At 35.8% G+C, this 20,939-nt stretch carries 21 protein-coding genes, 3 riboswitches and 1 other annotated feature; of the genes, 4 read left to right on the forward strand and 17 right to left on the reverse strand.

The features are described 5' to 3' along the window. Nucleotides 1–21 precede the first annotated feature (21 nt). From MKO96_RS07400 to gltP, 5 genes are all read right to left on the reverse strand, one after another. On the reverse strand, nt 22–684 hold the full coding sequence (locus MKO96_RS07400) for a PspA/IM30 family protein (RefSeq protein WP_075308722.1): 663 nt from the start codon (nt 682–684) through the stop codon (nt 22–24). Nucleotides 685–740: 56 nt separating this feature from the next. Continuing rightward, nucleotides 741–1,097: a lmo0954 family membrane protein gene (locus MKO96_RS07405; protein WP_240587128.1), complete on the reverse strand. Its 357-nt coding sequence runs from the start codon at nt 1,095–1,097 to the stop codon at nt 741–743. A gap of 229 nt (nt 1,098–1,326) precedes the next feature. Then, nucleotides 1,327–2,643, reverse strand: coding sequence for a Na+/H+ antiporter NhaC family protein (locus tag MKO96_RS07410; RefSeq protein ID WP_240587129.1), 1,317 nt, complete (start codon nt 2,641–2,643; stop codon nt 1,327–1,329). 95 nt (nt 2,644–2,738) lie between these two features. Beyond that, nucleotides 2,739–2,844, reverse strand: a riboswitch (SAM riboswitch). 120 nt (nt 2,845–2,964) lie between these two features. Continuing rightward, complete coding sequence (locus tag MKO96_RS07415; RefSeq protein WP_240587130.1) at nt 2,965–3,483, reverse strand: ribonuclease FAU-1 family protein; 519 nt, start codon at nt 3,481–3,483, stop codon at nt 2,965–2,967. Between the two features lie 66 nt (nt 3,484–3,549). Further along, entirely contained in the window at nt 3,550–4,821 is a 1,272-nt protein-coding gene (gltP, locus tag MKO96_RS07420) for a glutamate/aspartate:proton symporter GltP (protein ID WP_061678636.1), read from the reverse strand. A 492-nt stretch (nt 4,822–5,313) separates the two neighbouring features. On the opposite strand from gltP, the gene MKO96_RS07425 reads away from it, so the two are divergent. Next, nucleotides 5,314–6,585, forward strand: a complete 1,272-nt coding sequence (locus tag MKO96_RS07425; RefSeq protein WP_240587131.1) for a murein hydrolase activator EnvC family protein — start codon at nt 5,314–5,316, stop codon at nt 6,583–6,585. 101 nt (nt 6,586–6,686) lie between these two features. Continuing rightward, nucleotides 6,687–6,848, forward strand: a complete 162-nt coding sequence (locus MKO96_RS07430; protein ID WP_165502242.1) for a hypothetical protein — start codon at nt 6,687–6,689, stop codon at nt 6,846–6,848. 30 nt (nt 6,849–6,878) lie between these two features. Here MKO96_RS07430 and MKO96_RS07435 read toward each other — a convergent pair whose 3' ends face one another. The 12 genes from MKO96_RS07435 to MKO96_RS07490 all read right to left on the reverse strand — a co-directional run bounded on the left by MKO96_RS07435 (nt 6,879) and on the right by MKO96_RS07490 (nt 17,887). After that, complete coding sequence (locus MKO96_RS07435; protein WP_240587132.1) at nt 6,879–8,234, reverse strand: sodium-dependent transporter; 1,356 nt, start codon at nt 8,232–8,234, stop codon at nt 6,879–6,881. Nucleotides 8,235–8,345: 111 nt separating this feature from the next. Further along, nucleotides 8,346–8,593: a binding site (T-box leader), on the reverse strand. A gap of 61 nt (nt 8,594–8,654) precedes the next feature. Next, nucleotides 8,655–9,272 (reverse strand): NAD(P)-binding protein, encoded by a 618-nt coding sequence (locus tag MKO96_RS07440; RefSeq protein WP_240587133.1) that lies wholly within the window; start codon nt 9,270–9,272, stop codon nt 8,655–8,657. Next, nucleotides 9,247–10,002 carry a sirohydrochlorin chelatase gene (locus tag MKO96_RS07445; RefSeq protein WP_087979942.1) on the reverse strand — a complete coding sequence of 252 codons (756 nt, stop codon included), beginning with the start codon at nt 10,000–10,002 and terminating at the stop codon, nt 9,247–9,249. Before MKO96_RS07445 ends, MKO96_RS07440 begins: the two co-directional genes overlap by 26 nt. 1 nt (nt 10,003) lies before the next feature. Next, nucleotides 10,004–10,780, reverse strand: coding sequence for a uroporphyrinogen-III C-methyltransferase (cobA, locus tag MKO96_RS07450; RefSeq protein ID WP_240587134.1), 777 nt, complete (start codon nt 10,778–10,780; stop codon nt 10,004–10,006). 85 nt (nt 10,781–10,865) lie between these two features. Further along, nucleotides 10,866–11,066 carry a DUF3906 family protein gene (locus tag MKO96_RS07455; RefSeq protein WP_000366917.1) on the reverse strand — a complete coding sequence of 67 codons (201 nt, stop codon included), beginning with the start codon at nt 11,064–11,066 and terminating at the stop codon, nt 10,866–10,868. Between the two features lie 10 nt (nt 11,067–11,076). Further along, complete coding sequence (locus MKO96_RS07460; RefSeq protein ID WP_240587135.1) at nt 11,077–12,699, reverse strand: nitrite/sulfite reductase; 1,623 nt, start codon at nt 12,697–12,699, stop codon at nt 11,077–11,079. A gap of 11 nt (nt 12,700–12,710) precedes the next feature. Further along, nucleotides 12,711–13,304 (reverse strand): adenylyl-sulfate kinase, encoded by a 594-nt coding sequence (gene cysC, locus MKO96_RS07465; protein ID WP_240587136.1) that lies wholly within the window; start codon nt 13,302–13,304, stop codon nt 12,711–12,713. Between the two features lie 12 nt (nt 13,305–13,316). Continuing rightward, on the reverse strand, nt 13,317–14,453 hold the full coding sequence (sat, locus tag MKO96_RS07470) for a sulfate adenylyltransferase (protein WP_240587137.1): 1,137 nt from the start codon (nt 14,451–14,453) through the stop codon (nt 13,317–13,319). Between the two features lie 38 nt (nt 14,454–14,491). Next, complete coding sequence (locus MKO96_RS07475) at nt 14,492–15,196, reverse strand: phosphoadenylyl-sulfate reductase (protein ID WP_240587138.1); 705 nt, start codon at nt 15,194–15,196, stop codon at nt 14,492–14,494. An 86-nt stretch (nt 15,197–15,282) separates the two neighbouring features. Beyond that, complete coding sequence (locus MKO96_RS07480; protein WP_000116163.1) at nt 15,283–15,426, reverse strand: YezD family protein; 144 nt, start codon at nt 15,424–15,426, stop codon at nt 15,283–15,285. Between the two features lie 72 nt (nt 15,427–15,498). Further along, nucleotides 15,499–15,607: riboswitch (SAM riboswitch) on the reverse strand. A 116-nt stretch (nt 15,608–15,723) separates the two neighbouring features. After that, entirely contained in the window at nt 15,724–17,040 is a 1,317-nt protein-coding gene (lysA, locus tag MKO96_RS07485; RefSeq protein WP_240587139.1) for a diaminopimelate decarboxylase, read from the reverse strand. Nucleotides 17,041–17,220: 180 nt separating this feature from the next. Beyond that, nucleotides 17,221–17,402: riboswitch (Lysine riboswitch) on the reverse strand. Between the two features lie 89 nt (nt 17,403–17,491). Then, nucleotides 17,492–17,887, reverse strand: coding sequence for a DUF3888 domain-containing protein (locus MKO96_RS07490; RefSeq protein ID WP_170957616.1), 396 nt, complete (start codon nt 17,885–17,887; stop codon nt 17,492–17,494). Nucleotides 17,888–18,141: 254 nt separating this feature from the next. Here MKO96_RS07490 and MKO96_RS07495 point away from each other — a divergent pair, with 254 nt between their 5' ends. Together MKO96_RS07495 and pssA are read left to right on the forward strand one after the other, a co-directional pair. Next, nucleotides 18,142–20,028, forward strand: a complete 1,887-nt coding sequence (locus MKO96_RS07495; RefSeq protein WP_076536219.1) for an LTA synthase family protein — start codon at nt 18,142–18,144, stop codon at nt 20,026–20,028. Between the two features lie 182 nt (nt 20,029–20,210). After that, nucleotides 20,211–20,912 (forward strand): CDP-diacylglycerol--serine O-phosphatidyltransferase, encoded by a 702-nt coding sequence (pssA, locus tag MKO96_RS07500; RefSeq protein WP_000285422.1) that lies wholly within the window; start codon nt 20,211–20,213, stop codon nt 20,910–20,912. Nucleotides 20,913–20,939: the final 27 nt, after the last annotated feature.

The raw sequence follows: 20,939 nt of genomic DNA on the forward strand, positions 1-20,939 counted from the left end.
CTGTTTTATAATATACTACTATTATTTTGTTAACTCTTTCGTTAACGATACATCATTCTTTTCTTTCATTTCACGCTCAAGCTTTGCAATCTTCATATCAAATGTGTCACGTTCATGCTCCTCATTTATACGAGATTCTAAGTCGCGAATATGATCTTCAATTTCTTCAAAGCGTAAGAACGGATTATTTTCATCCATTTTATGCATCGCTGTATTCATACGACGATTTGCATGTGCCATATTTTCACGTGCCATTAATTCCATACGTTTTGCATGCATTTCTTTTAATTTATTTTTCATCTCAGCAAGACGACGCTCTAACTCATCAATTTGATCTACAACACCTGCATACATTTCTTCTAATCGAGTTACTTGCCCTTCATAATACGCTACTTCTTCTAACGCACGCTCATGTAGTTGTAATTCGCCTGCTTCTTGAGCGACGATCGCTTGCTTTGATCTTTTATTAACAAAATAACGTGCTTGCTCAAGCTCACGAGCAAAATTAGATTTTAATGTTTTGTGGCGCTCAATTAACTTCTCAATTTTTGTTATTTCACGCTCACTATCGCGTAAATATTGGTTTAACATCGCGATTGGATTCTTTCTTTCTTTCTCATCTAACACATTATGAAAATCTGCTAAAATTGCATCGCGTACACGTCCGAATAAAGATTGTTTCATTATAATCTTCCTCTCTTCTACTTTATCAATTTGATTTGGTTTTTATTTGGTTTTTATTAGTTTTTCATTAACTTGTTCCACTCATCTTCAAAGTTGCTATATGGTTTAGAACTTTCTGGTGCAGAATCAACAACTACATTTTTTTCTTTTTTCCACTCACGGTATCCGTAGTATAAAACTACTAATGCTGCGATACCGATTAATGCTGGGGAGTGCGAAAGTGCAACGGATAAACCGATTAAACCTACAATACCCCAAGCTAACTTTCCAAAAAACGATTGTGCTCGCACAAATGATTTATAGCTCCAGTACACAACTCCTGCTCCGATTGCGAATCCTACAATACCAGCAAGACTACCAAGAGCAATTAAAGCCAAAATACCGGCCGCGATAAACGCTAGAAATTGTTTCATCTTGTGCTTGCCTCCCTTCGATTTGATACTCTTATCTTAACTATTTTTTCACTTTTCCATAACGAGCTTAAGAACCGTTTTCGACTCAGACTTAAGACCGAGTTGCATTCAGCCTTTTGTAAAAATATGCGGTAAAATAGGATGATTTACTCTTTTATCGCACATAAAAAGCCGTACAAAGAACATTCTCTGTACGGCTTTCGTTATTTTTAATAAACTTCATTTTTCATTATGCTGTTTTATGATACTCTTTCTTTCCCGCTACTTTAGAAAACCTCGGGAAACCAATTAATATAGAAATAATTCCACATACTCCAACTAAGATCGGATAAAACGCATATGGTAACAATTCAATCGGAGATAACGCCGCAAATCCTGCTGCCGTTAACATTTGCGCACCATACGGAATTAATCCTTGCACACAGCATGAGAAAAGATCTAATACACTCGCTGATTTACGAGGGTCAATTTCATATTGATCTGCAATGTTTTTCGCAAGCGGACCTGTAAAGATAATAGAAATCGTATTATTCGCTGTACACATATTCGTCAGACTCACTAAGCCAGCAATACCGAATTCTGCTCCTTTTTTTGAACGAATGTTACGCGTTAAAAGATTCATTAAATATTGAATGCCACCATTATATTGAATCAGTTCGACCATACCACCAATTAAAATAGCAAGTAACACTAACTCCATCATACCGCTCATTCCAGTCGTTACACTTTTAAAGAAACCCTCTAACGTGTAACTTCCATCTAAAAGACCGATAACGCCAGATAGTACAGTTCCACCAGTTAACACAATAAGTACATTCCAACCAAGCAATGCTGTAATAAGTACTCCTGCATACGGTAAAATCTTTATCCAGTCAAAGCTATGCGCTTTAATCTGCGTATCGCTTCCTAAAGTAACGATTACTAATAGTACAATTGTAATAATAGCCGCTGGTAATACAATTAAAAAGTTCGTTTTAAACTTATCTTTCATTTCTGTTCCTTGCGAACGTACAGCTGCGATTGTTGTATCTGAAATAAATGATAAATTATCACCAAACATCGCTCCGCCAACAACGGTAGCCATCGTCAGTGCAATTGAGATATCAGTTTGTCCACTAATACCTACAGCAATCGGTGCTAATGCAGCAATCGTTCCCATTGAAGTTCCCATCGCTAATGAAATAAATGCCCCTATAACAAAAATTCCAGCTACGATAAACCCTTGCGGTAAAATGGATAACGCTAAATTAACTGTAGAATCAACGCCGCCCATCCCTTTTGCTGTTTCAGAAAACGCTCCTGCCAGTACAAAAATTAGAACCATAATCATAATATCTGGGTTCCCTGCACCTTTAGCAAATCGTTCTACTTTTACATTAAAGCTTTCTTTACGATTCATTGCTAAAGCGACTCCTACAGCAATTGAAATTGCTACAAGTATCGGCAATTTATAGAAATCACCTGTAATAATTCCAGAACCAATAAATAGCGCCAAAAATACCCCAAGTGGTAATAAAGCCAAACCATTTCCTCTCGTTTCTTTCAAAGTACCATCTCTCCCTAGTTTCAACCTTTTTTCTAATGAATAACAAAAGACCTCTTCCAATGAGAAGAGGTCTTATACATCTATAAGAAACACTCTTCTCATCTTTCAAGCACATGCTTGCTGGATTTGGCACAGCACTCTGAAATCGAGTCCGCTGCCGAGGCATCGTAGGGCCAGTCCCTCCGCCTCTCTTTATAAGAAGGTTTCATATTTATTTTTTAATAATAATTTCTTCCCTAACTTTACTCGCTTACAAAACAAAAGTCAATTATTTTTTGTATAGATTTTTTTGGTAATTATGCAAAAATTTGAATACAACAATCATTTTAACTTTTTGATTTCTTCTTCCAATATTGAAATCCAATAATATTCACTATTTTTTATTGCATCTATTATCCATTTCGTAGTGTACCAAGCTAACTCATACTCTTCTTTTGTAACATCGCCACTTTTATAAGCATCCTCTAGCTCATCTTCATCTAGTACATACATTTTACCGTTCGGTAATAACACTACATCTAAATATAAATCATCAAAATACGGTAAACCACGTTCGTCAATTTTATATTCTTTCGCCACATCGATATAATATTGCACTAATTTTTTCTGATCATCTAACATAGCTGTAATCGCAAAGTTTTTCCCGTCTATGAAATATTGAATCCACGTATATTGATTCCCTGCAATACAAAGTTTTTTACCATCATATTCTTTACAACTAGGTTCTCTTACCTTTTTTATTTCTAATATTCCTAACATTCCTTCTTCTACTTGCTTAACCGTATAATCCTTCTCTATTAGTCGCTTCCACGAAGAACCGTCACCATATTTACGTTTCATTACGTCCGCTTCCCTTCTATATAGAAAAGCCCCCACATATTATGTGAGAGCTTGTTCAAATTATAATTAAGCTGCTTGCTTATTAGAAATTTCTTTCAAGTAGGCTTGTCCTTTTTCAGCGTCATATTGACCTTCCCACTTAGACATAACTACAGCTGCTAAAGAGTTACCTACAACGTTAACTGCTGTACGAGCCATATCTAAAATACGGTCAATACCAGCGATAAAGGCTAAACCTTCAGCTGGAATACCTACTGTACCAAGTGTTGCTAATAATACAACGAATGATACGCCCGGTACACCCGCAATACCTTTTGATGTAACCATTAATACAAGTAATAATGTAATTTGTTGAGAAATAGATAAATCAATACCGTACATTTGCGCTAAGAAAATAGCTGCAATTGCTTGATATAAAGTTGATCCATCTAAGTTAAATGAATAACCTGTCGGAATAACGAAAGATGTAATTGCTTTCGGACAACCGAACTTCTCCATTTTCTCCATGATTTTCGGTAAAACTGTTTCTGAACTTGCTGTAGAGTATGCTAAGATCAGTTCGTCTTTCAAAATTTTAAAGAATTGGAAAATGTTAATTCCAAATATTTTCGCTGTAAGTCCTAAGACAACTACAACGAAGAAGATCATTGCTCCATATACGACAATTAGTAATTTACCTAATGGAATTAATGACGCAAGACCAAATGTAGAAACTGTAACACCGATTAGCGCAAATACACCAAATGGTGCAAATTTCATAACTTGGTTAGTCACGTAGAACATCGCATCTGCTACACCTTGGAAAAATTGAAGAACCGGTCTTCCTCTTTCACCAATTGCTGCTACACCTAAACCAAATAATACAGAGAAGAAGATAATAGCAAGCATATCTCCGTCAGCTAATGACTTCATAATGTTCGTTGGAACAATATTTACAAATGTATCTGCAAATGAATGACTTTGTACCTGCTCTGTCGTATGTGTATATTTCGAAATATCTGTCTTTGTTAACTGATCCATATTTACGCCTTTTCCTGGTTGGAAAATATTCGCTATTAATAGACCAACAACAATTGCAAGTGTTGTAATAATTTCAAAATAAATAATTGTTTTTCCGCCTAGTCGGCCTAGTTTTTTAACATCACCAACACCAGCAACCCCAACAACAATACTTGCTACAACAATCGGTACAACGATCATTTTAATTAATCGGATGAAAATATCACCAATTGGTTGTAAGTACTTCACAACAGCTGGATTATCAAAGAAAATCGCACCAACTGCAATACCTAACGCAAGACCAATTAATATTTGCCATGCAAGTCCTATTCTTTTCATATTTGTTGTAACCCCCTCTTCGATGTGTCACTCTACCTCTCATTCTATATTTATAAAACTTGAAATTAAGAGTATTACATATTATTCGACAATTCACTACATTTTGTCCCTGTTAAAAATCATAAATCAAAAAATTAAATCTGACAACAAAATAACTTTTCCTTAACACAAATAATTTTCTTGACAAAAATAAAACCCATGTCAGAAAACCTAACATGAGAACGATTCCTTATCAGTGTTTTATTGGATTCCTATCTACTATTTTACTATATAAAACAAATACATTTTCCCTTTATTTTACAACAAAATCCAAAAAATACATCCTTGTTGAACGAATAAAAAGCGCATCCAACATGACAATTATCATTAAAAAATGATAATTTCCGACAAAACTTAGCAATTTTATAAAATTTTCTTTACATTATGGTTACAACGATAGACACTCTTCTTCTTATGATATATAACATTCATAGGGAAAGGAGCCAGACAACCATGAAAAAGAAATTTGCAGCGTTTAGTGTTTTAGCAGCAGGAACGTTTTTTGTTTCTCCGCTACTTTCACCCGTATATGCTGAAACGAATCAAGATAAATTATCTAATATTCAATCTGAATTAGAAGGAAAACAAAATGACTTACAAAATAAATCAGCTGAGAAAGACCAAATAGAAAAAGAAATTCAAGAATTACAAAAGAAAATTGACGACTTAACTACTTCTATTAATAAAAACGAAGCTGAATTAAACGATACAAAAAAAGAAATTAACAAAACACAACAAGTAATTACTGAAAAAAAGAAGCATATAGAGCAATTACAAACAAACATAGATACGCGTCAGGAAGTTATTAAGCAACGTTTACAATCTATGCAAGAAAAACCTCGTACAAATATTATTACAGAGGTAATAACAACTTCTACAAATATCGCTGATCTTGTTGATAATATGTACTCTGTAAGTTTAATTTTAAACAACGATACAGATATTGTGAAAAAACAAACAACTGATCAAAATGCTGTCGCGAAAGAAAAAGAGGCTGTTGAGAAAAAAGAGCAACAACTGAAAGAATCCGAGCAAAAATTAGAACAAAAACAGCAAGAATTACAAAATAACCAGCAACAGCAGCAAACCTTTATTAACGATCTACATACGAAAGTAGCAAAAGTAGATTCAGAGATTGAAGGATTAGAAGAATCTAAAGGCATTTTAGAAAACCAGCGTCAAGCTGTTCAAAAAGCAATTGAAGAAGAAAAACGTGCTGAAGAGGCTCGTAAAGCTGAAGAAGCTCGCAAGGCAGAAGAAGCTCGTAAACAAGCTACTACATCTGCTCAAACAGCTCAAGCAGCTCCAACACCACACGATACAAATATTGGCGGATTTATTAAGCCAGCAGCTGGATCAAAAACTTCTGGGTTTGGTGTGCGCTCTATAGATAACCATAAGGGAATCGATATCGCAGCTTCAGGAACCGTTCCAATTATTGCCGCTGCTGATGGCGTTGTTATCCGCTCGGAATTATCATCTAGTTACGGAAACGTTGTGTACTTATCTCACCGTATAAATGGAAAAACATATACGACAGTATATGCTCATATGAGTAGCCGTTCTGTATCAAATGGACAAACTGTAAAACAAGGCACTCAACTTGGATTTATGGGTAATACTGGTCAATCATACGGACAACATTTACACTTCGAACTTCACCTTGGAGAATGGAATGTCGGCAAGACAAATGCAGTTGACCCATCTCCTTATATCGGATTATAGAAAAAACTCGGTGCATACCGAGTTTTTTCTATACCCTTCACACAATATAGGCATTCCACATAGACTACAACTAAATGCCTATATTTTACGAGGTGAATCATATGAATACACAATTACAACAAAAAATAGAAGAAGCTAGAGAAACTTACATTGGCCGAATATTTACATTTGGCGGCTCAGCATTATTTTTAATCGGATCATTTATCGCAGTCGTCACAGCCTATAAAGCATATAATCGTTTATTAAATACACCTACAACATAATAAAAAGACGGAGAAATCTCCGTCTTTTTATTATGCAAACATTTTAAATACGCCTATCGCATTTAAAAATACAATAATTACAGTTACTGGAATAACATAACGAAGCAAGAAGAACCAAATATTAAATAATGTTTTCCCTTTCGTTTCCGTAACTTCTAATTCTTTCATTAACATCTCTTTACTCATTTTATTTGGTACGAATAGCGAAATGGCTAGTACTCCGAGCGGCAGTAATACATTACTTACCGAAAAATCAACGAAATCAAAGAATGTCTTACCAAATATTTTCACATCACTCATAATTCCAAACGATAATGCTGACGGGATTCCAACTGCAAAAATAAGAATACCAATTAATAATGATGCTGACGGACGCTTTTTCTCATTATCTTTCGCAACAGATGCTACTACAATTTCAAGCATAGAAATCGCAGATGTTAACGTTGCAAAGAAGAATAAAACTAAAAACATAATGAAGAAAAATTGTCCAAATGGTATTTTTGCAAATACTGCCGGAAGGACGATAAACAGTAATCCTGGCCCTTCAGTCGGCTTAACGCCTAATGCGAAAATCGCTGGGAAAATTGCTAATCCTGCAAGTACTGTAACAAAAACAGTTAAACTTACAATAGATGTTGCTGATTTAGCTAAATGTTCTTCTTTCTTCAAGTACGAACTATACGTGACCATTACTGAGGCACCTACTGTTAGTGAGAAGAACGATTGTCCCATCGCGTATAAAATCGTATCTGCTGTCAGCTTTGAGAAATCTGGTTTTAAGAAGAACTCTACCCCAGCCATAGCACCATCAAGTGTTAACGCACGAATAATGATAGCAATAAATAAAATGAATAATAGCGGCATCATGTACTTACTTGCTTTTTCTATGCCTTTTTCTACACCTTTACTAACAACAAAAATGGTACAAAGCATAAAGATGAATTGCGCTCCAATCGCGCTTACTGGATTTGAAATCGTTTCACCAAACAATTTTCCATAATCAACAACACCATTCCAGAAGCTCCCTGTAACACTATAGTATAAGTACAGTAAAATCCATCCACCTACAACACTATAAAAAGAGAGTACACTAAAACAAGTAACAACTCCCATGCGACCAATCCAAGGATATACTTTACTATTTGGTACTAGTACTTTATAAGCTGTAACCGCCTCTTTTTGAGTGCTACGTCCAATAACAAACTCCGCTAATAGTAAAGGCATACCTATAAATAAAGTTAATAGTAAAAATACAAGGAAGAATGCGCCTCCCCCACCATTACCTGCAACATATGGAAATTTCCATATGGCACCAAGACCTACTGCGGCTCCGGCTGCTGCGAGTACAAAGCCTATTTTCGACGTCCATTGCTGTGTTTCTTTCATCATAAATTCTCCTTTTCTGAATATTTAAACTTTTATTAATTATACACTTTCATTTCATACTCGCACACCTCCTTTAGAAAATAAAAAAGTCCCCTACACGCAAATATGCATGTAGAGGACGATATATGTAATGTAAATACCGTGGTACCACCTCAATTGGATTGATAAATCCCACTTGTTCAAGTACAGGAAAACTCCGATACTCTATCCTTTTAACGGCGGAACCCGGGTTGCCTACTACAATGTTCAACATACCTCTCGCAAGCCCATTCTGTATATTTTATCGTACCGGGCTCCCACCTTACCCCAGCTCTCTGAACGTATCAAATACACATACTCTTCTTGCTCATCGATTTCATTTATTGAAGTTACTTGTGATTATAAATTATATTTTCATAGTTGTAAAGTACAATTTATTCATTATCCTATATGAACTCTTCTCTCTAATTCTTGTAAAAACAATTCTCTTTTTTGTTCATTTTGAACATATATCGACTTTAATACTTCTTGCAACAATATATTTCTCTCTCTTTTTTCTATTTGCAATTCTTTCACTTTTATTCTAACTTCGTATAAAAAATCAAGATACGGTTCATACGCCTCATCATATTTATTTGCGATATCATCACGGATTTTTTTTGCCAGTTTCGGACTTGCTCCTCCAGTAGAAACAGCCACATTCAGTAATCCACGATGAATCGCCGCCGGAAAATGAACATTGCCACTTTCCGGATTCGTAATAACATTTACTAATTGATTCTCTGTACTATCTTCAGCAACTTGTTCATTTAATACGGCATCACCACTCGCTGCAACAACTAAAAAAGCACCTTGAATATCACTTTTTTCATACTCCCTTTGATACCAACGAATTTGCTTTTCTTCTACTAGTTTCACTAAATTCGCATCCAATTCAGGACTTATCACAATTATATCCGCACCTTGTTTTAGTAAAGGAATAATTTTAAATCCCGCGACTTTTCCTCCACCAATGACAACAACACGTTTCTTCTCAACTCGCACTGTAAGTGGATACATATTGATCTCCCTTCAATAATTTCTTCGTTTTCTGAATTAACATATATTGAAACGCTTCATTTTTCCCTAAATACGGACTTATTTTTATCTCATCCGACTCATATTGGCGCACTTCTTTTTCAATATGTTTCATAAGTAAACCTGTAAATAATAAGTAAGGCAATACAACGATATTCTTTTCTTTTCGTTCAACAACTTCCTTTAACTTCTCCTCAAATTTTGGCTCGGCAGCCGCTAAATAACAAACCTCTACTTTTTTAATTTTCTCTTCATGTTGAAATAAAGAAGCGATCCAGTTTATATCTCTTAATACGTCAGGATCGCTACTCCCTCTTGCAACGAGAAGTAGCGTTACTTCATTCTTATCTTCCTGTTCAATGCCACTTCCGCTATACACCGATTTAACAAGTGTTTCTGATACACCAAACGGGTTACCGTAGGTCACTTTAACATTCGAAAATTGATTATTTAACTTTTCCAATTCAAACGGTATATCTTTTTTCACATGACCTGCCGCTAATAAAAAAACTGGAATAACAATAATCTCTGTAGCACCACGCTTCACACATGTACGGAACCCTTCATCAATCGTTGGACTCGCTAACTCTAAAAAACAAACTTCTTGAATACTTGCCTCTACACGGTTCATGCATGACGTAATAAATGCAACCGCTTCTTCTTTAGCTGCTTTCAAACGACTTCCATGACATATATATAAGATGGCTTTCATTTTATAACACTCCGCTTACTTGATACGTACTTTCTGTCTGTTTCTCAAACCAATGGATTTTTTCTCTAAAACGGACCACTTCTCCAATTACAATCATGCTTGGATTTTGAATTTGTTCTTTTTTTGCAACATCCACAATTGTTCCTAACGTCCCAACAACTGTGCGCTGCATTGATGTCGTTCCCCGCTCAATAATAGCAGCAGGTGTACTTTTGTCTTTTCCATGCTTCATCAGTTGTTCACATATGTAGGGTAAATTGCTAACCCCCATATATACAGCTAAAGTCTCTACACCTTTCGCTAAATGTTGCCACTTCACTTCTTCTTCAGCACCTTCTTTCCTATGTCCTGTCACAATAGCAAAACTTGCACTTGCATCACGATGTGTCACTGGAATGCCAGCATAAGCAGGAGCAGCTATTCCAGCTGAAATACCAGGAACGATTTCAAATGGTACACCTTGCTTTGCTAACGCTTCAGCTTCTTCTCCTCCTCTACCAAATACAAATGGATCGCCCCCCTTAAGCCTCGTTACAACTTTTCCCTTTTTCGCATATTTAATAAGAAACGTATTAATCGTCTCTTGCTTCATCGTGTGATAATTTGGTAGTTTTCCGCAATAAATTAAATCTGCTTCAGGCTTTGCGTATGAAAGTAATTCTTTATTCACGAGACGGTCGTATAAAATAACGTCTGCCTTCTCAATACATTTCAACCCTTTCACAGTAATTAAATCTGGATCACCAGGACCTGCACCAACGATATAAACCTTCCCCATCATCTCTCCTCATTTCTACTATTAAAGTGAAACTTCCATCCTTATATACGAATGGAAGTTTTCATTATTTCGTATTACCTTTTCCCTACTCATGAATAACAAATGCCGCACCTTTTCGAATCTTCTTTTTTTCAAATAGGGAAATCTCCTTTACTTCTGGTAACGGTAAAAAATGCTTTTCAAGCTCCATTTCCGCGAGCTTAAATGCCTGTTCTTCACTTTGAGCAACAACAACAATCGGAACAATACTATTTACTAACACAGCTTCAAATCGATATAAATCCATGTTGTCCCTCCTAAGACGCTATTACTTCTTCTAACACGGTATTTAACACTATTTGTAATGTCTCTATACCAACACGACCGACAAAATCATAAAACGTTTCAGCTGGTAATTTACTCTCTTTGAAATAACTTATAAATGATGCAAGTACATCAGGTAGATCCTCGCCATCTATTTTCCCTTTTAACTTTTGATTGTAAGCACCGCCATCTAACAACGTTCCACCTACGTATATTTCAAATGCTTCAACAATTCCTTTTTCCTTCGTTTTCATTTTCACCCCTTGTAATCCAATGTCAGCAATTTGACGTTGCCCACATGAATTCGGGCATCCTACCATATGAATACGGACTGGAACATCGAGTGCAATTTGTGTATCTAAGTACTCTGCGATTTTGCGTAATCTTTCTTTCGTTTCTACTAAAGCAAGATTGCAATACTCAATACCGGTACAGGAAACCGCATGACCAATAAATGATTTCGGACTTGCTGATATCGCTTCAAACAACGGCTCATTTAGTAAACCTGTTACATTTTTTGGCGGAACATTCGGAATAATGAAGTTTTGCGAATTACATGTACGAATCTGTCCATTTCCATACTGCTTAGCAATTCTTGCAATCTCAAACATTTCTTCTGCATGTAAACGTCCTACCGGCACATTAAAACCTACATATTTTAGTCCATCTTGTTTTTGGTCTTGAACACCATAGAAGTATCCTGCATTCCATCCTTTGAGAGCACTTTCTCCCTTACTTTGTAAAGGCCCTGTATACTCTATCAGTTTCTCTTTAAATTTCTCTGCTCCCCAGTCTGCAACAAGAAATTTCAAACGAGCTAAATGACGTTTTTCGCGGTATCCAAAATCACGGAATATCGTAGCAATCGCAATCGCTACCGTCTTCACTTCTTCTGGTAAAACAAATACATCTAATTCATCAGCTAAATATGGACGAGCTGATAATCCACCGCCTACTTTTATATGAAAACCAACTTTTTTCTCGCCATCTATTTCTTTCGTAGCAGGTGTAAATGCAACACAGTTAATCTCTGCGTTTGCTGAGTTATAAATGTTAGAACTAATAGACATTTTAAATTTACGGGGTAAGTTAGAAAACTCTTCATTATGTTGGAAATAGTCATATACCTCTTTCACAATACCAGTTGTATCAAACAGTTCATTTGCATCAATGCCAGCAAGTGGATTCCCCGTAATATTACGCGTTATATCACCACAGGCCCCAGCTGAAGATAACCCAACTCTCGCTAATCTTTTAAAAATATCTGGCATTTGATGAATTTCTAACCAATGAAACTGAATCGCCTGTCTTGTCGTAATATCTATTACGTCACGCCCATAATCCTCAGCGATAGAAGCAAGCACTTCTGCCTGTGCATTCGTAATAATCCCTGATGGAATATTTACACGCATCATAAAATAACCAGCTTCTTTGGGACGTTGTAAATACAACCCTGCCCATTTGAATGCGTCCCACTCTTCTTTCGGAATAGATTCGAAGCCATTTTCTGCATAGTAAGGGATATCATTAAAGATTTCCAATCCATCTTTTTTTAATTTATTTTTCTCAGTTTGATTTAACTTTTCATTGTTAGCCCATACTTTTTCATAACTCATTTTTTATCCCCCTATATAAAACTACGCTCTTGTAAGTACTTCACGATTTGTTCTGCACATTCTTCAATAGAATACTTGTGCGTTTCTACAATTAATTCTGCTTGTTCTGGTTCCTCATATGGTGAATCAACACCAGTAAACTCTTTAATATCACCTTGTCTTGCTTTTTTATAAAGCCCTTTCGGATCACGCTTCTCACACTCTTCAATTGGACACTTTACAAACACTTCTATAAACTCATCTGCTGCTAATAAATCTCTTACTTGTTTTCGGTCTACTCGAAACGGTGAAATAAACGCTGTAAGAACAACAGTACCTTGATCTACGAATAGCTTCGCCACTTCGCCAATCCTTCTTATATTTTCCATACGATCACTTTCAGAAAAACCTAAGTCTTTATTTAAACCGTGGCGTATATTATCTCCATCTAGTACATAGTTTCCAATATTCTTTTCAAATAGTTTACGAGCAACTGCGTTCGCCACCGTAGATTTACCTGAAGCTGATAGACCAGTAAACCAAACTACAAAACTATGATGCCCACTTTTTACTCTTCTCTCATCTTTTGAAACAGATGCTGTATGCCAAGTAATATTCGTATCCATCTCATTCTCTCCCTATTCTGTTACTACTTCTTTTTTCAAACCTTTAATTAGCACTTCCACTACTTCTTTACGACTAAATGTACTCGGCGGAACCTCACCGTTTCTTAATAGCTCTCTTACTTTTGTACCTGATAAAATGACATGATCCTCTTTTCCGTGCGGGCATGTTTTCGTCGAAGCCATCGCTTCGCATTTCGTGCAGTAAAAACTATGTTCAAAAAATAACGGTGTAATCCCTAACTCTTCCACTGTAAAGTTTGTAAAAATTTCTTGCGCTTCATAAGTCCCATAATAATCTCCTACTCCTGCATGATCGCGCCCTACGATAAAGTGGGTGCATCCAAAATTCTTTCTGACTAATGCATGGAATATCGCTTCCCTCGGTCCTGCGTAACGCATTGCTGCAGGAAATACACCTAAAAAGACACGATCTTTCGGATAATAGTTTTGAAGTAATACTTCATAGCTTTCCATCCTTACATCAGCAGGAATATCGTCCGACTTCGTTTCCCCAACGAGCGGATTTAAAAAGAGACCATCTACAATTTCAAGGGCAGATTTTTGAATGTATTCATGGGCACGATGTACCGGATTTCTCGTTTGAAATCCAACCACTGTTTTCCAACCACGTTTTTTAAATTCTTCTCTCGTTTCAATTGGATCTAAATGATAAGAAGGAAACGGATTATTTTCAAAGCGTTTTGTAAGAATAATAGCTCCACCAACGTAAACGTTCGGTCGCTCATATAATTTTTTCACTCCTGGATGAGCCTCATCCGTCGTTTTATACACAAGTAACGCTTCTTTTTCCTTGTCTGGTACAAAAATATCTTCTATTTGAATGACACCATATACATTTCCGGCGTTAACAAGTTTTACTTCCTCTCCAGCTTTCAGACTCTCTGCTACTTCTTCTGTTACCGGTAATGTAATCGGTATACTCCATACGCTCCCGTTTGCTAAGCGAAGCGTTTCTACGACCGAATCATAATCTTTCTTTCCTAAAAAACCAATAAGCGGGCTATATCCCCCTGTCGCTAATAGCTCTAAATCACTTAACGCAATGTTGTCTAGTTGAATTTCTTTTTCAATTTGTGATACGTCGTATGTCTCGTCTATACGGTTTACTAATTCGTTTCTTATACTCATTTTCTATACCCTCTCTTAGTTTTATTTTCAAATTCATCTTATTGGTAATGAAGACCACATTCTGTTTTCACTTTCCCAGACCATCTACCATCTCTCGAATCGCCCCCCTCACCTACAGGTAACGTACACTTCTCACACCCAATACTTGGATATCCAATATCATGCAGCGGGTTATACGGCAAGCTATGTTTGTATACATATCGCCACACTTCTTTCCACGTCCAATGAATGAGTGGACAAACTTTAATCGATTGAAAACGATGATCTTGATTTATAAACTTTGTATGCTTACGTGTTTCTGATTGTTCCCTCCTTAAGCCCGAAATCCACGCTTTTTCCGCTGCTAATGATTTTTCTAACGGTAAAATTTTTCTAATTTTACAACAAAGGTTCGGATTACTTTCCCATAATTTCTCACCATGCAACTTCGCTTGTTCATCAAGTGTAAGTTCCGGCTGTTTTTCTATAATATTTAATGAAGGAAATCGTTCCCGCACTTTTTGAATTAATTCATACGTTTCTCGAAAATGAACATTTGTATCTAAAAATACAACTTTAGCAGATGGATTTACTTGGTTTATAAGATGCAGTAATACCATCCCTTCCACTCCGAAGCTACATGCGTATACAATTTCACTTTTATATTCTTTATAAGCCCAACTTAATACTGATAGCGCGCCTTTCGTTTCATCTTCTTCTGAAAATGAAACATTATTTTCTTCCCACGTTTCATACGTCAACATGTTCTTTCCCCCTGTAAAAGCAAAAAGACGGCTTTAACCTAATATAATAGGTTAAAACCGCCTCTAGTTTTTCTAGTCAGCGCTTTTTACTTTAAACGTACCTTTTCACTTTTCTCTAATTGAATGACTTTCCCATCTTGCACAACAATTGTAATTGAACCATATTTCATATCAGCAAGCATCGCTTGAATTTTCTCAGATACTTCTTCAAAATGTTCCCGTACACTCACGCGAACAGCCCCCCTTTTTATTCATAAAAAAAATCTTTCCCATTTCGAAAAGACTGTTCGGTAATATATTTTACCTTATCTTTCAAAATGGATTCCATTTTGCTGGATTTAGCACCTTGCTTTCTATAAGCAGGTTGCCGAGCTTCTTCGGGCCAGTTCCCTCCGCTTCTCTTGATAAGCTTTGTATTTGTATTTTATCACAATTCTGATTTTTTTCAATCCTAGTTTTCCGATATATTTTAATTATTTTATTTTACAAAAAAGGAATTGCCCATCCGAACAACTCCTTTTCTCTATTTAAACAAGTTCTTTAATACGTATGCGATCGTTCCCAATAATATTTTCATATGTTTCGCGTTCTACAACAATTTGTGATGTGCCGCCTTTCGCGAAGACGACAGCTGGTCTACGAATCCGATTATAATTATTCGCCATCGAGTACCCGTATGCCCCTGTACAAGAAATTGCTAGTAAATCGGCAGAAGCAACTTTCGGTAGAGTAATATCCCAAATTAACATATCTCCACTCTCACAGCACTTCCCAGCAATCGAAACAAGTTCCTCATTCTCATCATTCCCTCGATTCGCTAACATCGCTTCATAACGAGCGTTATATAAAGCAGGTCTTAAATTATCAGTCATCCCACCATCCACTGATACATATTTCCGAATACCAGGAATGTCTTTCACAGATCCGACTGTATAAATTGTCGTTCCAGCATCCCCTACAATACTACGGCCTGGTTCAACCCATATTTCTGGCAAGGGATAATTACATACTGTAAATTGTTCCCTCACTGCACTTGTTACAGCTCGCACATATGTCTCAAGAGTTAATGGCGTATCTGACTCTGTGTAGCGTATTCCGAATCCTCCGCCTACATTTAATACTTTTACTACATAGTTCGCGCGTTCTCTCACCTGTTCTAAAAATTGATGAAGAACTTCAATCGCTCGAACAAATCCAGCCGTTTCAAATATTTGCGATCCGATATGTGAATGAATTCCTAACACATTATAATTTGATTTTTGTAAAGCAAGCTCAATTGCTTGCATCGCTTGACTATTTGAAACTCCAAACCCAAATTTCGAATCATCTTGACCTGTTGTAATATATTCATGTGTGTGCGCCTCTACTCCAGGCGTTACACGGATTAATATGTTCACAAATTTCCCATGTTGCACTGCTAGATCATGCAAAATTTCTAATTCTAAGAAATTATCTACGACAAAACAACCAATATTTGCCTGCAGAGCCATCACGACTTCTTCTTCTGTTTTATTATTGCCGTGAAAATGAATACGAGATGCTGGAAATCCAGCTTGAAGCGCAGTATATAATTCCCCACCAGAAACAACATCTAATGACATATTCTCTTCACGAGCTACTCGGCACATCTCCATGCACAAGAACGCCTTGCTTGCATATGCTACTTGATAAGAGAAACCACTTTCTTTAAACGCACGATGAAACGCGCGGCACTTTCCTCGAATAGACTCTTCATCGTATACATAAAGTGGTGTTCCGTATTGTTTTGCTAGCTGCGTCGTATCGCACCCTCCAATTTCTAAGTGTCCTTGCCCATTGATTCGGCTTGTGCCGTGTAAATACATTTGAATTCCTCCCTTATTTCCTCTAAAACTCATAACCCCAATCTTCTATTCATTGCAGCACGCTTTTAGATAGACAAAAAACGCGCGGAACAATGTTCACACGCGTTTCTTATTAGGAAAAATATATATTGAAAAAATAAACGAGTTGTTATCTCCTCAAAATAAGAAACCGCATCAACATCTCCAAATAGCTCTCCATAAAAGAAATCTTATGACAGTACTACATTTATTCAATGTAGTCCCAATATATGAATAAGATGGTTATTCTTATATTTCGGCAATAGTCCCTTTCAACCTATGATCACAGATTCCATTAAATCTCCCATAGCTTACTCTTTCCTATCGCGGCCTCTACCTTTGAGAGTAGATGAGGTAAGTCTATTTAATTTTCAAACATCTAATTGTTGCTATTAACAATACCAAAGGACCATTTTATTTGTCAAACAATTTTTTATATTGTTTTTTTACAGTTTAATTTCGTATCATTTGGTAAGCGCTTTACTGAAATCTTTGACACTTCCCATTCGCCTTCTTCATTATTAAATGTAATCGTTACCTTCTCAAATGGTGGAGCAATTTTCCCAGCAACTCGTTCATACTTCGTTACTTCAATACTTGCTTGAAATAAATATGTACCACTATACACTTTTTTTAAACTAATAATTTTAGGACATTGATAAGGTTTCAAATTCCCATATTGTTTTTCAATTGCTTTATTTATTTTCGGAAATAAAACAGAATAAAGGGCATCTTCCATAAGAGGTGCATCATATTGGGCTACCGACACACTCGGTGAAGCAAAAAGTATAACACTACTGCATACTATAAAATATAATAATTTTCGCATTATAACCTCCGTATTATTACACGATTCTTTCTGCGCACGATAATTATCATACATAGAAACTCCATTTTATTGTCTCCCACTGCCCTTTTTCTACTCAATTATTATAAAAAAGCCCACAACTCTCTTTTATTTTCGTATAATGATACTCATAGTATAATAAACATAATAACAAAGGACTGTTCGTATATATAAAATGAGGCGCTAACCAAACCGGCTCACAAGAACTGTCATGCTTTTTAGGAGAGGAGTATATTATGCTACAACGTCTGTTTCCAAAACTGCGATTTGCACTCGTTGCAGTCGTTTTATTATGGATAAAAACATATATTGTGTACAAGCTCGCATTTGATATTAAAATTGATAATTTCTTTGAAGAATTTATGCTTTTTATTAATCCGCTAGCTGCGTTACTTTTATTTTTCGGTTTTGCTTTACTTGCATCTAAGCACCGAAACCGAATTATAATTGGAATCAGTTTTATACTGTCCTTTATTTTATTTGGAAATGCAATGTTTTATGGGTTTTATAACGATTTCGTTACGTTCCCAGTTTTATTCCAAACAAATAATATGGCTGACTTAGGGACAAGTATAAAAGAACTCTTTACGTACAAAACATTACTTTTATTTGCAGATGCGATTATTTTAATGTTTCTTTCGCGTAAATTCCCGGCATTTTGTGACAAGACGCCGCTTTCTCGCACTGAGAAGCGAACTTTCTTTAGCGGTGTAACAGCTTTATTAGCACTACAAATTGTTGTTTCAGTTATTTATAAACCACAAATGTTCTCACGCTCATTTGATCGTCAAACTGTCGTGAAAAATTTAGGTTTATACACATATCATCTATTTGATATTACACTTCAATCTAAATCTTCAGCTGAACGTGTATTTGCAAGTGGTGACGGGTTCTCTGAAATAAAAAACTATACAGACTCAAAAGATAAGCAAGTTGATAAAAACTTATTTGGAGCTGCAAAAGGTAAAAATGTAATTTTGATTTCAATGGAATCTACACAAAGTTTTGTTATTAATAAAAAAATAAATGGAAAAGAAATTACTCCATTTTTAAATGAATTTATTAAAGATAGTTTTTATTTCGATAACTTCTATCATCAAACAGGACAAGGTAAAACTTCTGATGCTGAATTTATCGTTGAAAATTCACTTTATCCGCTAGACCGTGGTTCTGTATTCTTTACTCACGCAACAAATGAATATACAGCTACACCAGAACAATTAAAAAAATACGGATATTCTTCTGCTGTCTTCCATTCCAACGATAAAACGTTTTGGAATCGTGATGTAATGTATCCTGCACTTGGATATGATCGTTACTTTAATTTAAATGATTACGTAGGCACAGAACAAATGTCTGTCGGTTGGGGATTGAAAGATAAAGAGTTCTTTGAACAATCGATCCCAAAGCTAAAATCTTTACCACAACCGTTCTATACAAAATTTATTACTTTAACAAACCATTTTCCATTTCTTCTAAATCCAGAAGATCAATATGTTGATGAGTTTAATTCGGAAAGTGGTGTTGTAAACCGCTACTTCCCAACCGTTCGTTACACGGATGAAGCTCTGAAATTATTTATTAAACAATTAAAAGACGAAGGACTGTATGATAATTCCGTTATTGTCATTTATGGAGATCATTACGGTATTTCTGAAAACCATAACGCAGCTATGGCTCAGTTCCTTGGGAAAGACGCTATTACACCGTTTGATTCTATGCAATTACAACGCGTCCCTCTCATTATTCATGTACCTGGTCAAGAAGGAAAAGTCATTTCTAAAGTATCTGGTCAAATTGATATTAAACCAACGCTACTTCATTTACTTGGTATTAAAACAAATCAATCAGTTGAATTTGGAACTGACCTATTTATCAAAGAAGAAGATCCACTTATGGTAATGCGTGATGGTAGCTTCGTTTCGGAAAACTATGTTTATACAAAAAACATGTGCTATAAACGAAATACAGGTGAAGAAGCGGACATTTCATTATGTCAACCAAATATTGAAAAAGCAAAAACTGAATTGAAACTCTCCGACAAACTCATTTATGGAGACTTATTACGTTTCGACCCTAACAATCGTTATAAAACCGGAACAATGACAACGAAATTTGAATAGCGCCAGAAGCAACTTTTATAAAAGTTGCTTCTTTTTTTACTTTTTTTTCAAATCATTCCGCTATGAAATCTTTCACAAATTGGGAATTTTTTTCGTATGAGGAAGAAATTTATGGTATGATAAAATAAGTAAACTTTCATAAACTAATTAAGAATTTATTACAGAAAGCAAGGGATCAGATTTTGTATAGAGCAGCTATTCCAAACTTATTTACGCTCGGAAATTTATATAGTGGATTCTTGTCAATCGGCTATGCATCTTTAGGATATTATAAATCAGCTGCTATTTTAGTACTTATCGGGATGATGTTAGATAGTCTTGATGGACGTGTTGCTCGTTTATTACGTGTTGATTCACAAATGGGAAAAGAGCTTGACTCGCTGGCGGATGTCGTAACATTTGGTGCAGCACCTGCTGTTCTCATGTATTACACATCTTTCTCCAATTACGGAATCATCGGACTATACATAGCGGGACTATTCCCTCTTTTCGGAGCATACCGTTTAGCACGATTTAATGTAACACCATCTTCTACTTCAATGAAATATTTCACTGGCGTACCGATTACAGCAGCGGGAGGGCTTGTTGCTTTCTTAACATTATTTTCACATACCATTCCAAAAATCGTTCTTATTACAGTATTTGTAACGTTCGCATTTTTAATGGTGAGCCGCATTCGTATCCCAAGTTTAAAAGATGTACCAATTCCACGATATAGCATCATTATTACACTATTTTTAGTTGGAATCATTATAACAATGTACCAAACAGGGTTCGGTAATTTTTCTGTTTTCTTATTCATTGCTATTCCACTATATATTTTGTATATGCTATCTCAATTTCTTAGACAAAGACCGTCTAAAAGAGCAAATAAAGAAAAATAAGAAAAACCTTCCGATTCCGGAAGGTTT

It is taken from the genome of Bacillus sp. ES1-5 (assembly GCF_022487605.1).
In the GTDB taxonomy this organism is placed as follows: Bacteria; Bacillota; Bacilli; order Bacillales; family Bacillaceae_G; genus Bacillus_A; species Bacillus_A wiedmannii.

What these genes read in the sequence shown, in the direction of transcription:
- MKO96_RS07425 (WP_240587131.1), top strand. Translation starts at nt 5,314, where the DNA reads ATGAAAAAGAAATTTGCAGCGTTTAGTGTTTTAGCAGCAGGAACGTTT.
- MKO96_RS07445 (WP_087979942.1), bottom strand. Translation starts at nt 10,002, where the DNA reads ATGAAAGCCATCTTATATATATGTCATGGAAGTCGTTTGAAAGCAGCT.
- MKO96_RS07475 (WP_240587138.1), bottom strand. Translation starts at nt 15,196, where the DNA reads ATGTTGACGTATGAAACGTGGGAAGAAAATAATGTTTCATTTTCAGAA.
- cobA (WP_240587134.1), bottom strand. Translation starts at nt 10,780, where the DNA reads ATGGGGAAGGTTTATATCGTTGGTGCAGGTCCTGGTGATCCAGATTTA.
- gltP (WP_061678636.1), bottom strand. Translation starts at nt 4,821, where the DNA reads ATGAAAAGAATAGGACTTGCATGGCAAATATTAATTGGTCTTGCGTTA.
- MKO96_RS07460 (WP_240587135.1), bottom strand. Translation starts at nt 12,699, where the DNA reads ATGAGTTATGAAAAAGTATGGGCTAACAATGAAAAGTTAAATCAAACT.
- MKO96_RS07435 (WP_240587132.1), bottom strand. Translation starts at nt 8,234, where the DNA reads ATGAAAGAAACACAGCAATGGACGTCGAAAATAGGCTTTGTACTCGCA.
- MKO96_RS07415 (WP_240587130.1), bottom strand. Translation starts at nt 3,483, where the DNA reads ATGAAACGTAAATATGGTGACGGTTCTTCGTGGAAGCGACTAATAGAG.
- cysC (WP_240587136.1), bottom strand. Translation starts at nt 13,304, where the DNA reads ATGGATACGAATATTACTTGGCATACAGCATCTGTTTCAAAAGATGAG.
- MKO96_RS07455 (WP_000366917.1), bottom strand. Translation starts at nt 11,066, where the DNA reads ATGGATTTATATCGATTTGAAGCTGTGTTAGTAAATAGTATTGTTCCG.
- MKO96_RS07440 (WP_240587133.1), bottom strand. Translation starts at nt 9,272, where the DNA reads ATGTATCCACTTACAGTGCGAGTTGAGAAGAAACGTGTTGTTGTCATT.
- MKO96_RS07495 (WP_076536219.1), top strand. Translation starts at nt 18,142, where the DNA reads ATGCTACAACGTCTGTTTCCAAAACTGCGATTTGCACTCGTTGCAGTC.
- sat (WP_240587137.1), bottom strand. Translation starts at nt 14,453, where the DNA reads ATGAGTATAAGAAACGAATTAGTAAACCGTATAGACGAGACATACGAC.
- MKO96_RS07430 (WP_165502242.1), top strand. Translation starts at nt 6,687, where the DNA reads ATGAATACACAATTACAACAAAAAATAGAAGAAGCTAGAGAAACTTAC.
- MKO96_RS07490 (WP_170957616.1), bottom strand. Translation starts at nt 17,887, where the DNA reads ATGCGAAAATTATTATATTTTATAGTATGCAGTAGTGTTATACTTTTT.
- lysA (WP_240587139.1), bottom strand. Translation starts at nt 17,040, where the DNA reads ATGTATTTACACGGCACAAGCCGAATCAATGGGCAAGGACACTTAGAA.
- MKO96_RS07400 (WP_075308722.1), bottom strand. Translation starts at nt 684, where the DNA reads ATGAAACAATCTTTATTCGGACGTGTACGCGATGCAATTTTAGCAGAT.
- MKO96_RS07405 (WP_240587128.1), bottom strand. Translation starts at nt 1,097, where the DNA reads ATGAAACAATTTCTAGCGTTTATCGCGGCCGGTATTTTGGCTTTAATT.